Raw genomic sequence first — 15,095 nt, 5'->3', positions numbered from 1 at the left:
GTGCATTTAAGAGACATTTAGGAGATAGTTATTATGTCAGAGGAACGTATGCCAGGGGAATTTGCCAAGCTGGTTGAGGCTGCGAAGCAACAGGAGCAGCCACAACGCTTACTTATGCTTTTTGCTCGTGCAGAAGGAAATAAGAAAAAGAAAGCAAATGCATCTCATCAGACGGGCACGGTTACTCCTCTGATGTGTGTAGATAAGCTACCCGAAGAGCTGGAGAGTTTTGAAGCACTGATTAAGGAAGCGGATATCATTGCAAGTGATTGGAGCTTTGTGTTGATTGGTGGTCTGGGCGGTGTAGATGGTGAAGCGCCACCAACCGAGGCTGCTGAGCCTTACCTGAACCAGATGGCGAATGATCTTATGATGGGGCAGGATCTATCGGGTTATACCATTCTTGACCGTCAGCAGAGCCCTGTACTACTGCAAGTACGATAAATCCGTTATAAGCGTCGGTTGCTTATGTTGAGAATCCAGCGTTGAACTCAATATCGCCAGACGCTTTTTAGCAGTGCTTGTTTTAGCAGTGCGTGTTTTAGTCAATCTTGTAGCCACAGTGCTGCCATCAAAAACATTGAACTAATAAACCAGACTAAAGACATTATTTGCCAGAAAATAACGCTCTGTGTCTTTTTTTCTACTTCTTTTGGCATTAAAAACTCAGGATTAGGCTGTGTTGCGTCCTGTAGGAACTGCTCAATAGTGTCGTATCTGTCTTCAGGTCTGATCGATAAACCCTTCATTAATGCCCTGTCAAACCATAGCGGCAACACCGGATTATAACGTTCCGAGGGGATATATTTTAGTTTTGCAAGCTGTTGCGGTGTTTCACAGCGTTCAAGTCCTTCGCCATAAGGTAAATGATGCGTGAAAATTTCATACGTAATACTGGCGAGTGAAAATAGATCTCCCTTGATGCCAGTGTTTTGGCCAAGTCTGAGTAGAGGGTCAGAATAATTAACGGTGCCCAGAACACGATCACGCTCTATCGGGATAAAAATTTCATTAATACCGGAAACAAACACAGACCCAAAGTCGACCAGAGTAATATGATTATCAGGAGAGATCATGATGTTACTGGGTTTCAGATCCTGATGCAGGGTTTCACGCTGGTGGAATGCCTGCAATCCTTTGGCTATCTGTTTAACCAGCTTTATCGCTTCTGAAGGCTTAGGATAAGGGTTTTCTTCAATCCATTGCTCCAGAGAGATTCCCCTGACCTTATCCATCACGTAGTAGAGAAATGTTTTCGGGCGATTCGCGTTACAGACTTTGACGACATAGGGGCTGTCTATGCGGCTGCCAACCCACTCTTCCATAATAAACCGCTCAATATAAGCGGGATCGTCATTAAAGTTCTGGGAAGGCGTTTTCATGACCCGTTCTTTACCATCGAGCGGATCTTTAACGATATAGAGCTGGCTGCGACTGCTGGCATAGAGCTCAGAGATTACCTCGTAATCATCGATGCGCATCCCCGCTTCTAAATCAGGGGGGAAAGGCAGCTCTGTTAATTTGTCTGTGAGGTCATCAATACTGTCCCGGATAATCTCATCAACGCGTATTAACTGGCAGCTAATATTATCGGTACTGCCTTTTTCAAAGGCCTGATTAACTAGTTGATCGCACGACTCATTTAAGGACGTGCCATCATGAATAATCTTTTGAATTTCGTTCGGTGGTAATGTGTCGTGGACGCCATCGGTACTAAGAAAAAAGATGTCGCCAAGCTCAATAGAGATCGTCCGGTAGTCAATGTCCAGATGTGTGTCCATCCCCATCGCTCTTGAGAGGCAGCTGGAGCTTTGACTTAGCGATGTAATATGATCGGTTGTCAGACACTCCATATGGTCGTCACGGATGCGATAGATGCGGCTGTCGCCGATATGGAATATGTGTGCCGTGTGCGATTTGATGACCAAGACAGAAAAAGTACAAACATAGCCGCGGGTACTGCTTAAATATTCATGGCTACGGGAATAAAGAGAGCGGTTAATCGCCGTCAGTACTTTTTGTGCTGACTTTTTAACCGTCCATATATCAGGGGTATCAAAGTAATCATTGATAAACTCCCTCACGCAATACTCAGCGGCTTCCGCACCTGCTTCAGCGGTGCTGACACCGTCAGCAATCATACCGCAGGCTCCTTTGGTGGTAAGAAGGTTACCGACAGGCATAAAGAAGCCCAGGCAGTCTTCATTGCGGGTTTTTCGTCCCGTAATGCTTTGCTGGGCTGTTGATAATCTGATTTCACTATTAAGGTGCATATTTGATCCCTGTAGCAGGCCTTGTATCAGGCCCTGTATCAAATTTTTAGAGCGTTCTCTATGCCAGGAAAAGAGAGCCCGAAGGCTCCCTTAACGGGGTGTTTTATTCCACTTCGATCAGCTGCACAGTACCATCTGGCAGAATTTCGGCCATATGACCTGAAGGCTCATCCATAAATTGAACGAATATTAGCGCAACTGCAGCAGACGCACCAATCACCATAAAGAAGGTGGAATAATCTACAAAAGATAGCACTGTCAGGTAGCATACCGCGCCGACGTTACCGTAGGCACCTGCCATCCCTGCAATCTGGCCCGTCATGCGGCGCTGGATAAGGGGAACAGCTGCGAACACAGCGCCTTCACCGGCTTGAACGAAGAACGAGCATCCCATTGTTGCGATAACGGCAACCGGGATGAGCCAGTTACCATCGATCTGGCTCAGTACAAAGTAGCCAACGGCTAAACCACAAATCAGAATGGACAATGCTTTGCGGCGGCCATATTTATCACTGAAGTGCCCACCGGTAGGGCGAGCAACCAGATTCATAAAGGCAAATCCAGATGCCAGCAGTCCTGCCTGAACCGCGCTGAGCCCTTCGAATGTATCCAGAAAGAACAGTGGCAGCATAGAAACAACCGCCAGTTCGGAGCCAAAAGTAACAAAATAAGCGACATCCAGTACAGCCACCTGTTTAAATTTGTAACGATGAATCTCGGGCACACCGTGTTTCAGATTATCTTCATTGACATGGTAGATAGCACGTACCTGAACGATGAAAACAACCGCAAGAATGGCATAAATACTGTAAGCCGCCGTATCGTTAAGCAGGCCAAGGTTAGAGGGTGCAAGTTTCCATGTCAGAACCGCCAGTGCAAGATACATAGGTACGTTCATTAGCAGGTAGAAGTAGAAATCTCCTTTACTGGTGACTTCCAGGCCGCCGTGCTTTTTAGGCTTGAAATAGGTCGAACCTTTCGGTGTATCGCGGGCAATCCTACGATAGATGATACCGTATACAAAAGCTAATACGCCGGTTATACCTATCGCGTAACGCCAGCCATCATCACCACCAAACATGAGTGCAAGAGAGGGAAGTGTCATGGCAGCAGCAGCAGACCCAAAGTTACCCCATCCGCCATAAATGCCTTCAGCAATACCTACCTGTTTAGCAGGAAACCATTCAGAGACCATGCGGATACCAATAACAAAACCAGCTCCGATGAAACCGCTCAGGAAACGTAAAATAGCGAGCTGTTCATAGTTTTGAGCCGATGCAAAGCCGACACAAATAACACCACCGATCATCAATAACATACTGAAAACAGAACGCGGGCCGTATTTGTCAACCAGTGTGCCGATGACAATACGTGACGGGATGGTCAGTGCGACGTTGAGTATAAGCAGTGCTTTGACTTCTGGTGTGGTGAGGTCGAACGCTTCTTTAATGATAGCCATCAAGGGTGCATGGCTAAACCAGACCATAAAGGTCAGGAAAAACGCAAACCATGTGATATGCAGCGTTTTTATTTTGGGATCACTAAAGTTCAGTAATCGAATTTTTTCAGTGGTCATTACATTGCTCCTGCAGCGCACAGGCTGTCGCTACGTCGTTTGAAGTCATGGTTTAAAATCATGGTTTAACATCATTTCTTAAAGGCATCATGTGGATCAATAAGGTTAAGCCGGCTATCTGATCTGTCATTCGCAGATAACGTGTTATCCACATAAGAGAAAAATAGGACAGTTTTAGTATTCACGTGTTGATATGAATCAAAGCTTGAGTGGCATGAGGCATGAAGGTTTTTTCATGCCTACCACTTAATAGGTATGATTTGTTGTATATAAATATATGTATTTAAACGTTTATATTATTTTTTTCATAAACAGGTATTGTTATTTTTTGTTGCGGATTCATTGGGGGTAGCTGAGCGGGGAGGTCATTCAAGTGCTTTAATAAGTGACTGAATCTGAGTCAGCAGCAGATCCTTGAGTGCATACAGTTCAGGCAAACGTCTGCAGGCAATCGCCCGGTGTCCATCGTTGGCAAGTACCATCAGTTCATCACTGAGTGCATGAACGGCATCATGCAGCGGGGCAATATCTTTGAATTCCTGGAGTGTGCCGTAACGTGCGAAGCCACTACTGTGATACCAGCGTCCAAATTGACATTGGTGGCTAGTCTTATTGGAAAGCGGTGTGTCTGAAGAGCTTTCCAATAAGGTGACGAAATTATCCAGCCACTTGATATGGTTTTGCATGGCGATGATCAAACTTATGTTTTTACTGTCTTCAGTGGGGATGTTAATCGTTAACCACGGTTCGTCATGACGCCATTGCTCAACCCAGGCCGGCAATTTTCCTGCTGGCATCGGGCGAGCAATACCATAGCCCTGAGCGTGGGAGCAGCCAAGTTTAATCAACATGGCACCATGTTCTAAAGTCTCAACGCCTTCTGCAATGACGGATTTATTGAATGTTTGGGTAAGCCGCACAATGCTCTCAACAATATCGAGATCATTAGGATCTTCCAGCATATCTCGTACAAAACTCTGATCAATTTTCAGGGTATCTACTGGCAGGCGCTGAAAATAGGTCAGAGATGAGTATCCTGTGCCAAAATCGTCAAGTGAGAAACGTACGCCCATATTACGACATTGTGTGAGTATACCGGCCGCTTGATCTATATCGTTCAGGGTAGATGTTTCTAAAATTTCCAGTTCAAGGTCCTCATGTTTGACAGCGGGATGGCGCTCCAGCATGAGTTGAAGGCGGTCAGCGAAGTCGACCTGTAATAGATGATTGGCGCTGAGGTTGGCACTCACAGGGAACGTCAGTCCAAGCGTGTTCCATACAGCAATTTGCTTCAATACCGATTCGATAACCCACTCGCCGATTTCAATCTCCAGGTCATGGCCGTCGATAAGTCCTAAAAAGGCGGCAGGTGGTAACAGCCCCTGTTCTGGATGCTGCCAGCGAATCAGTGCCTCAGCACCAATCACTTCCCCCGTGAGGAGGTCCACTTTAGGTTGATAATAGAGAACGAATTCGTCTTTATTCAGAGCGACATTAATATGCTTGAGCTTAGTGCGGCGAGCCTGAACTTCCCTATCTAGCCCTGGATCAAACAAATGATAGCGGTTTTTTCCGGCCTCTTTCGCTTGATACATCGCTTGGTCTGCATGGCGTAGCAATGTATCAGCGTCAGCGGTATCGGCAGGGAATAAGGTGACACCAATACTGGCTGAAACGTGAAGAGAATGGTTTTCAATCAATACTGGCATGCTGATAGCGGTTAATACTCTATCAAGTAGCCGATCTATCTCTTCTGGCTTGCCTAGTTCTGAAAAGAGTATGACAAACTCATCACCACCAAGTCGGGCTATCGTGTCTTCTTCACGTAATATTTTCAGCAGACGCTGGGTGACTTCTATCAAGAGAAGGTCGCCAGTAGCATGTCCATATTGATCATTGACGGGTTTGAAACTGTCCAAGTCGAGATAGCATACCGCAAGAGATTTACCACTACGTTTGGCGCGCGCGATTGTGTGGTTGAGTCTATCACCGAGTAGGCGACGATTGGGTATGCCTGTTAACGCGTCATAATGAGCGATACGATCCAGTTCTGTTTCATGTGCTTTTATTCGACTGATATCAGAAAAAACAGCGACGTGTTGGTCTATTTCCCCATCTGCTTTACTTACAACGTCAATGGATAGCCGTTCTGCAAAAATCTCGCCCGACTTTTTACGATTCCAGATTTCACCTTGCCATGATCCATGTGCTTCCAGTGAAGCTTTCATCTCGGTATAGAACTCAGCTGACTGTTTACCAGAAGATAGAATGCCGGGGTTCTTGCCGATAACATCTTGATAGTCATAACCGGTGATATGGGAGAACGCCGGATTAATATCAACAATGAGATTATGCGCATCAGTCACCATAATACCTTCCTGACTGTTAAGGAAGACACTAGCTGCCTGACGCAATCTCACATCTGATTTTTTGCGTTCGGTAATGTCGGTACTTACACCGATAAAGTGTTGCAGATGACCTTCGGTGTCGCGAAAGGCCGAGATTGTGGTGTGAGCATCATAAAGGTGTCCATTTTTGCAGCGGTTAATGATTTCACCGCACCAGAAGCCCTGACTGCGAAGGCTGGCCCACATTGCTTTATAAAAGTTTTCATCTTGCTTTCCAGAGGCAAGGAAGCGTGGGTTTTGGCCAATAGCTTCTTCGGCTGTGTAGCCAGTGATCTCACAGAAAGCAGGATTAACGGAAATAATGTTAGCGTAAATGTCAGTGATGATAATGGAATCAGCGCTGCTGCCAAAAACAGTCGCGTTGATACGCTGTAGTTTTTCTGATTCGATACGTTCCGCCTCCAGCTGGACCTGACGGCGATAGAAGGCGTTCACCAGAAGAGTTAAGGCGATTAACGTGGCTATGATGACCCCGATAAGTATTTTTGCTTCAGTTTTCCAGTTTTGCATCGCATGTTGGCGATCTATGCGGGTAAATACGATAAAGGGGTAAAGTTGCGATGTTCTAAAAGAAGTGAATACACTGCGGCCATTATGGTTTTTTTGTAAAAACTGACCCGTTTCAAGGCTATTCAGATTCAAGTCAGGTTCGTTATATGGATCTAATGACCCTGCAAGTTCGGTAAGGTCGGTGCTCAATAATAGCGTGCCATCATAGCGAACGATATCAACCACCCCTTCTTCTGTTTTGAGTATTTGAGAAATATGGTTGATAAAATAGTCGGGATTGAAGGCGGTTAGTAATGTGACTTTTCTCTGGCCGAATGACAGGGTATGTATCACCGGAATGAAGTTTGATTGAACGGCGTTTATCGGTGTCTGATGAGTCGTCGGTCTACCGCTGATGAAATCGCGACCCGCCCAGGGGCGACCAATACGTAAGATGCTTTTTGTTTGAGTCTGTGTCTGAACAGGCAGGTATTCGTCAGTGTTGACGATAATTCCTTCATTCGCCCGATTAGAGCTAACAATGATACGGCCTTGCTCATCGAGTAATGATATCGAACGTTGGGCAGGATTATTCCGCAGGTTTGCGACAAAAAATCTCTCTATATTAAAATAATTTTTATTACGGCTGTCCATATTGGCAACATTAAAGGTCGTCAGCTCTACAAGTCTCATATTTTGCGTGATAAAGCTTTCAAAGCTCCGCGAGTGCATCGCAGACATTTCAAGCATGCTGGTTACCGTTTCAGCGCGCAACCGCCATAGGGAGTACGCGGTGATCGTTAGCATACCGCTAATGAATAACAGCAGAGCGAAAGCAAAAATTTTGCGTAGCTGGCGTGTATGTTGATTCATGGAACGATAATGGCCTCAAGGTGATGACGTTTGGCGGATGTTAACAGCCGGCCATCTTTTTTGATATCACGTACAAATTTCTCGATTCGATTATGCCAGTCGTCATCACCGGGCTGCATAGCATAGGCGTAGGGTGTTTTAGGGTAGTTATTGGGAGGCGATACCCGTCTGGCCCAATCAGACTTGGTAAGAAATTGTTGGCTGTAAGGGAAGTCAGTCATAAATACATCGGCGCGTCCTGACTGAACCTCCTGTTCGCGGGCAAAAGGCGTGTTGAGTATTAACAATTGTGCGGATTTGAGTTTTTCTTTCATCACGGCTTCGTGCAACGTGCCTTTGGCGACAGCTACCACAGAATCGGGTTTGTCTATATCGCTCCATTGTGTGATACGGCGGTTACTCTTCGTAGTAATACCGAACACACCGCTTATGAGATTAGGCTGGCTGAAGCGTAATTTGGTCTTGCGGGCAAGGGTGATGCCGACAGCAAACATCGCAATATCACAGTGGTCTTGAGTAATGTCATCGATAAGTGTGGCAAAAGAACTGTCGATAAAATGCACAGCCACCCCCAGGTCTTTACCTAATGCATTAGCCATATCAATATCGATACCCGATAACTGCTGTGTTTTCGGGTTGCGGTAGGTGATACTGTAATAATCGGGCCAAATGCAGACGCGTAAGGCATCTGCATGAGCTACCTTATCCAGTCGGCTGAACGTAGTATTTTCTGCCGCTGACAGCCAAGGTGAAAACAGGGCCGTGAAAAGCAGGCAAAGGTAATAAATATGCATCGTAGCCTTGTGTACCTTTAATATTAATACCCACATAAGATCAAAGTATAGACTAGCTCAGCTGATCTGCATTAATGCCGGATTTATTAACTAATGATACATACTTCAGGATTAGATGATTATTATGCATGCAGGTGCGATTGAGTAGATACTGCTTTATTGATGGATTGATTGACGCGTGTCATCACTTAAGCTATCCAGCTCTGTAAACCCGAGATCTTCGAGTATGGCGTAAGACGAGGGAAGTACGAGCAGTAACAGCAGTGTAGAAGAGAGCATGCCAAAGACTACGCTGGTGACCAGGGGGATTAATATCTGTGCTTGTAGGCTGGTTTCTGAGAGTAGCGGGATCATGCCCGCGACAGTGGTAATTGAGGTCAGGAAAATAGCACGAAAACGGTCACGTACCGCTTGGCCCGCGGCATCATGAAGACTCATGCCTTCCATACTGCGTATTTTGACGAACTCGACCAGTAAAATAGAATCATTCACCACTACGCCTGCTAATGATACAAACCCGATCATACTGGGTAAGCTCAAATCCAGCCCCATTATAAAGTGCCCCCAAATCACACCAATCAGTGCCAGCGGAATATTAAGCAGAACAATAATCGGCTCTTTGAAATTAGAGAACTGCAAGCTGAGCAAAAGGTAGACACCCGCAATGCCGAGTATAAATCCGGTTAACACTGAACCACTGGTCTCCTGATCATTTTTTACTTCGCCTTCTAAGCTGAACGTTAATTCAGGGTAGCGGGCTTTTAACTGCGGTAAAAACTCATCGCGGGTATGTTGGATAATTTCACTGGTATTGGCCAGCTTCGTATCTACATCGCCGCTGACTGTGACGGTGCGTTGATGGTTAACACGAACAATGCGTGAGTATTGACGGTTTTCCTCGATAGTGGCAATCGATCTCAATGGAATATCGACCCCCGTTTTCGAGAACAGCGTCAGATTTTCGAATTCAGACAGTGCCTCTTCCGGATCGCTATCGAGCATCACGTTGATTTCGTAGGCTTCACTGCCCCGATAAATATCACCTACTTTAACGCCTTGGTAGGCCGCTCGCAGCTGTGACGATAACCCTTGAACATCTATGCCTGAACTGATGGAGCCTTCTTGCAAGTGCACGGTGAATTCGGTTTTTCCGGGACGGATATCTGACATGATATTACTCGTGCCTGGATAGCCGTTGAGCCAGTTTTGCAACTCCCAGGATGCATCGTAGAGCGTATCCATATTACTGCCTTGCAAGCGAATAGAGATGGCTTGCCCTGAAGGTCCATGCCTGGGCTCCTTAAATTGTACCGACACAGCATCTCGTATCTGGGGTGTAGACTCCCGCCATAACCGCTGGAGTTCGACCAGAGATGTGTGACGTTTTTCGGCATCCAGCAGATCCAGACTGATGGTGGCAAGATGCGATCCTGCTTCGTGTGCATCATCATTACGGCTGAATAAGACCGTCATATTCTTGATCAGCTTACCGTCGGGTTCTGCCGGTAATTGCTGCAGCGTTTTTTCCAGGCTGGTCGTGAGTAGCGTGACCACTTCCTGAGTACGGCTAAACGGCGTGCCTTGCGGCATTAATAGTCGTACTTCCAGCTGATTTCCTTCGATATCCGGAAAGCCTTTGAATTTTACCGTCCCTGATATCAGTAAGCTGATAGAGATAATTAACAGAACAATGGTGGTTCCTACTGTGAGGTAACGATAGCGGATGGCCCCGTCTGCCACTGTGCCAACCCACATCCGCAGCTTCTCAAACTGTGCTTCAAAGCTGATGCGCCATTGAGGCGTCTGGTCTTTGTTATGATGGCCTAGTGAGTGTTGTAAGTGATGCGGTAAAATGAGGAAGGCTTCAATCAAACTGATGGATAATACCGACAGTAATACCACAGGTAATACACCCAGTACCTGGCCCATGTCGCCTTTTAATAACAGTAAACTGCCAAACAAGATGGCTGACGTGACAAAGGATGAAAACACACCGCGTGCGACTTTTTTAACACCATCGATACTGGCCTGGAAAGGAGACTTACCTTTGCGATGTTCATGCTCAATACTTTCTGACAGCACAATAGCATCATCCATCAAGATACCGATCGCCATTAACAGCGCGACCATTGAGATCATGTTGATACTCACGCCAAGCGTCGACATGATGACCAGACCGCCCAAAAAAGATACGGGCAGCCCTAATGCTATCCAGAAGGTATAGCGCCAGTTAAAGAATAAAAACAAAACCAGCGTTGCCAGAAGCAACCCCTGCCAGCCATTTCTGATCAGCAGATTCAGCCTGTCCTGAACAATGGAGGCCGAATCTTGTGTAATAATCAGCGAAGTACCTGCAGGCAGTCGGGCATTTTCCTGGTCAATAAACGCTTTTGCCGCGTTATAAATCGTGAGTGTATCGTCGGTTTTATTCTTGCTGATTTGGATCAGCGCCGCGGGTTTTCCGTTAATTTCGGTGCGTTGTTCCTCATCAACAAAATTGTCCTCAATGCTCGCTATATCGCCCAGCGTTAATTGGCCACCTTTTGTCGTGTTGAGAATAACCAGATCTTGCAGCTCATTGACCGTACGTCGCGTATTTTCAACACGGATTTGATAGGCGTTTTGGCTACCTTCTAAAATACCGGCCGGCAGATCAATCGCCTGAGCTGAGATGAGATTAGCAACGTCCTGAATGCTGAGTTGGTACTGGCGCATCGCATCCGCTTTCACTTGTATGCTCAGTTCATGTTTTGAAAAACCTGTTACCGTCACAATAGGGACTTCAGGCAGCGCCAGCAGACGATTACGATAATGTTCCGCTAAGGCTTTAAGTTCGGGCATGGTGATGTCTGCGGTAACCGCTACGCTCAATACGGCATCCGTGCGCCCCAGCTCCTGAATAACGGGATCTTCTGCCTTGACAGGAAAGTCATTGATGCCATCAATGGCGGCATTCACATCACTAACGAACTGTTTAATATCGCCGGCTTCCTGCATGTCCAGTGTCAGCGTTGCTAGGCTGTCGCGTGCTTCACATGTTTGCTCTTCAAGAAAGCTAATACCATCCGTAGCATCCTCCAGACGATTACACAATCCTTCCTCTACATCGGTAGGACTAGCGCCTGGATAGGGCACCGTAACACTGACTTTATTGAGTTTTATCTCAGGGAAGGTTTCTTTGTTTAGCTGAGGTAACGTCACAAGCCCGAGTAGAATAATCACCATCATCAAAATATTGGCGGCAGTAGGGTGGCCTGAAAAATAACGGATCATTGTGGCGCTCCGCCGGTGTTAACCTCGAGAACTATATCGGGATTCACTATTTCCGGTTTTTTGGCGCGGTGTTGTAAATTCATTTCAAATTGAGTATTCAGGATTGGTTGAAGCGGCATGCCCTCAATCACAGGGATAAGGTCGTTAATGATAATCTGTTCACCAGCGTTCAGTCCCGCGTCGATAACGAGCAGATTTCCTTGTTGGAACTGCACAGAGACCGGTCGGATCTCCAGTTGCTGGTCTGCATTAGCGATATATACCCGGCCTTCATGCAGAGCACTGCGGGGGATGATAAGGGCAGAATATTCGGGTGCATACAGATCAACCGCGGTGAACATCCCTTTAATGAGCGGCGGACGTTTTCCCGGAATGACTTTCTGATAAGGATTATCCACAGCAACAACCACGCCTAATGTCCTGCGAACAGGATCAACAGATTCGCTGAAACGTAACAGTTTTGCTGCCCAGACAGCCTCAGTGCTGCCGCCCACAAGACGGACATTGGCGACGAGCTGAAGTTGCTCCAGAATCAGGCTTAAATCGGCACCCTGAATGTTGATGTTACCCTCGGCAAGGCCACTACTCACCAGTGTTCGCATCTGCTGGACAGGTAATTGTGCATTGACCTCAATACGATTGGTCGCCAGTGCTTCAAACAAATAAGTGCCCACTGAAACATATTCGTCTTTTTCTATCAGTACAGCACCTACGCGTGCATCAAAAGGCATATATATTTCGGTACGACCTAACGTAGTCGTCTGACCTTTAACCTGCTCACTGGCGCGTTCTATTTGGGCCTGGATTGCGTTGCGACGACTGACGTAGCTATTGAGTGTACCTTGCAAATTGGCGGTGCTCTGGCGAAGCTGTAATACTTTCTGCTCTTCTGCATCCAGTGTAGAGCGTGATATTAACTGCTTATCCCAGATATCTCTGATTCTTGCCAGTTCCTGCTCGCCTACACGCAGGTTCTCTTTGGCATATTGCAACGAGCGTCGGGTCGTCTTTTCTTCTTCATCCAGCTGCGCTAAAGCAGACTGATTGGCACGTAAATCAGCTTCGCTTTGATTGAGTGATATTTGCGAGTCTTGTTGATCAATTTTAATAACCAGCGTGCCTGCTGAAATACTGGCACCGGATTGCAAGTTTGGATGAAGGTAGCTGACCTTGCCGCTAACCTGGGCCTTTATCTTCAACGACACCGACGGTTCAACGGTTCCATAAGCGGTGACGTGAGGGCTTATAGGAATGGCACGTACTGTGATCACGTCTACAGATTTAGGAGGCATTGCCGTATCAGCGTGTTCGATAGCGGGCTTGCTTTTTATCAGATAAGCCGCAATAGCGATACCGATGAAAACAACGATAAAAAACATATAAGGTTTTTGAAAATAAGCTTTCATCAAAATTTCCAGAGTGTCTGATATGGAGTGATAAACGTTTAATTATATATGTATATTAAAAAATCATTATATAACAAATTCTTTGATTAAAAATCCCACTTTGCAGTGAACTTAATAATAAATTTATAAGACTTAATTTTATTTAAGTACCGCTCAATTGCATTGATTTAGGTGTGCAAATACTCATAATTATAAATAATAAAAGGTTGTATTTAGTTTCTTACACAACCACAGGTAACAATAGGTAAGCACAAATATCACTCTATTTAATGTATATGTGCGACCTGAGAAATAAACTTAATGATGCTTACTGAGGATTATAAAATGCGTGAAGATATGATTAAAGATATGACAGAAAAAATGAAGCCTATTACCACTATGGCTGAAGTTAATAAATCAACAGCAGAACAGTTGATCTCTATTCAAACTGAGTATATGACAGATATGTTCAATGCTGGTGTAGCTCAAATGAAAGCGTTAAGCGAAGTTAAAGAGCCTAAAGCTGCTTTTGAATTGCAGATTAAATACTTCAAAGATCTGGAAGCCAGGTTGAATAATGTTGCAGAAAAAGACATGGCGACACTGGCCGCTGCTAAAGAGCAGTTCATGGATCTCATTGAAAAAAGCGTTTCTGAGATGACTGAGGTGTATGGATTGGATAATGTGACTAAATTTATGCAGACTTCTCAGGAAAAACTCGAAGAAGTAACGAAATCTTTTTCGCCTGAAATGATAGGCAAGAAACCACCTTCTACAGCAAAAACTGCGTCACAGAAAAGCGCTCATTAATGCGCTAAAGGAAATACATTGATACGCTAACGTTATTTCTAAAGCCGCGATCTTCGCGGCTTTTTCGTGTCTGTGGCGTATTGTTTGAAGGAATTTCCGGAAGAGCATTGTATCCCTCCTGATGTTGGCTTGCATAAATATGTGGACTACGTATACTGTATAAATAAACAGCATTTATGCCTAATGGGGAGACAGTATGACCATCCGCACGGTCCATCAAGTCATCAGTAAGAAAGGTTTAGTAATTGGGGAATATATGGATCTCAAACTCGCCAAAGACATGGATAACCGTACTGATGTACTGTATTACATCGCCGAAATCATTGAGGCACAAGGCGTTAATGAGGCCGTTGCCGAGAAGATAGCAGAAGCTATTCTTGATGACAGCGTCCGTCAAGAATTCTCGGCTAAGTTAAAGAGTGTCAAAGATCTTCCTGTCGAAGGGGACACGCCAGCGATTACTACACAAGGTGACGTATAGTTATCATATTACAAGGTGTATCAGCTTAACTTCAGCCTTACCTAAGCCCTTCCTGTACTGCCCAAACAGCGACTTCAACGCGTGAGCGTAAATGTAGTTTTTTCAGCAAGTGTTTTACGTGTACTTTGACTGTACCTTCGGTGATGTTGAGTTTACGGGCGATCAGTTTATTGGGTAAGCCACCGGCAATCAGTTTGATAATCTGCTTTTCTCTGGGTGTCAGGCTACTGATATCTGATTTGTTACTGCTACGTCCCGATTGCAGTGCTTGTGCAAGCAGGGTGGTTAACTTATCGCTGATAACGACTTTGCCTAAGGCTGCCTGATGCAGGCTGGCCAGTAATTCTTCGGGTTCCATATCTTTCAGCAGATAACCGTCGGCTCCGGCTTTTAGTGCAGCGACTACGTCTTCTTCATTATCAGATACAGTAAAGACGATCACGCGTGAGGCAACTTCTTCATCGCGGAGCATTTTAAGTGTTTCGATGCCATTGATATTGGGCATGTTCAGGTCAAGCAGAATAAGATCAGGTTCCGTTTCCTTGGCCATTTTGATGCCATCGATGGCGTTACTTGCTTCTGCTATTACCTTAAGCTCATCATCCAGTTCGATAAGCTGCTTTACGCCTTTTCGTAACAGCGGGTGATCATCTATCAGTAAAATGGTGGCAGGTATTGTTTCATTCAATACAGTTTCACTCAAAATGGTTTCACGCATAGATAGAGTCCTTAT

At 45.5% G+C, this 15,095-nt stretch carries 10 protein-coding genes; 3 read left to right on the top strand and 7 right to left on the bottom strand.

Annotated elements, in window-relative coordinates; genetic code table 11:
* Positions 1-33: 33 nt before the first annotated feature.
* Positions 34-444 (top strand): ribonucleotide reductase subunit alpha, encoded by a 411-nt coding sequence (locus Nant_RS05845; protein WP_238377075.1) that lies wholly within the window; start codon positions 34-36, stop codon positions 442-444.
* Positions 445-545: 101 nt separating this feature from the next.
* On the opposite strand, the gene Nant_RS05840 is transcribed toward Nant_RS05845, so the two are convergent.
* The 6 genes from Nant_RS05840 to Nant_RS05815 form a co-directional block, all read right to left on the bottom strand.
* The gene (locus tag Nant_RS05840; RefSeq protein WP_054340710.1) at positions 546-2,273 is read right to left on the bottom strand and encodes a bifunctional protein-serine/threonine kinase/phosphatase; all 1,728 of its coding nucleotides are present in this window, start codon (positions 2,271-2,273) and stop codon (positions 546-548) included.
* A gap of 103 nt (positions 2,274-2,376) precedes the next feature.
* Positions 2,377-3,849, bottom strand: a complete 1,473-nt coding sequence (locus Nant_RS05835) for a NarK family nitrate/nitrite MFS transporter (protein WP_054340709.1) — start codon at positions 3,847-3,849, stop codon at positions 2,377-2,379.
* A 365-nt stretch (positions 3,850-4,214) separates the two neighbouring features.
* Positions 4,215-7,619, bottom strand: coding sequence for an EAL domain-containing protein (locus Nant_RS05830; protein WP_054340708.1), 3,405 nt, complete (start codon positions 7,617-7,619; stop codon positions 4,215-4,217).
* The gene (locus Nant_RS05825; protein WP_054340707.1) at positions 7,616-8,413 is read right to left on the bottom strand and encodes an ABC transporter substrate-binding protein; all 798 of its coding nucleotides are present in this window, start codon (positions 8,411-8,413) and stop codon (positions 7,616-7,618) included. Before Nant_RS05825 ends, Nant_RS05830 begins: the two co-directional genes overlap by 4 nt.
* 156 nt (positions 8,414-8,569) lie before the next feature.
* The gene (locus Nant_RS05820; protein WP_054340706.1) at positions 8,570-11,686 is read right to left on the bottom strand and encodes an efflux RND transporter permease subunit; all 3,117 of its coding nucleotides are present in this window, start codon (positions 11,684-11,686) and stop codon (positions 8,570-8,572) included.
* Entirely contained in the window at positions 11,683-13,092 is a 1,410-nt protein-coding gene (locus tag Nant_RS05815; RefSeq protein ID WP_054340705.1) for an efflux RND transporter periplasmic adaptor subunit, read from the bottom strand. Before Nant_RS05815 ends, Nant_RS05820 begins: the two co-directional genes overlap by 4 nt.
* Before the next feature lie 336 nt (positions 13,093-13,428).
* Between Nant_RS05815 and Nant_RS05810 the strand changes: the two genes are divergently transcribed.
* Both Nant_RS05810 and Nant_RS05805 read left to right on the top strand, forming a co-directional pair.
* Positions 13,429-13,881 (top strand): phasin family protein, encoded by a 453-nt coding sequence (locus Nant_RS05810; RefSeq protein WP_162224927.1) that lies wholly within the window; start codon positions 13,429-13,431, stop codon positions 13,879-13,881.
* A gap of 256 nt (positions 13,882-14,137) precedes the next feature.
* Positions 14,138-14,362 (top strand): hypothetical protein, encoded by a 225-nt coding sequence (locus Nant_RS05805; RefSeq protein WP_143773561.1) that lies wholly within the window; start codon positions 14,138-14,140, stop codon positions 14,360-14,362.
* A 37-nt stretch (positions 14,363-14,399) separates the two neighbouring features.
* On the opposite strand, the gene narL is transcribed toward Nant_RS05805, so the two are convergent.
* Positions 14,400-15,080 (bottom strand): two-component system response regulator NarL, encoded by a 681-nt coding sequence (gene narL, locus Nant_RS05800; protein ID WP_202904955.1) that lies wholly within the window; start codon positions 15,078-15,080, stop codon positions 14,400-14,402.
* Positions 15,081-15,095: the final 15 nt, after the last annotated feature.

It is taken from the genome of Neptunomonas antarctica (assembly GCF_001305295.1).
Classification (GTDB): domain Bacteria; phylum Pseudomonadota; class Gammaproteobacteria; order Pseudomonadales; family Balneatricaceae; genus Neptunomonas; species Neptunomonas antarctica.
The sequence above is the reverse complement of the archived record's forward strand: the minus strand, read 5'-3'. Positions and strand labels throughout refer to the sequence as shown.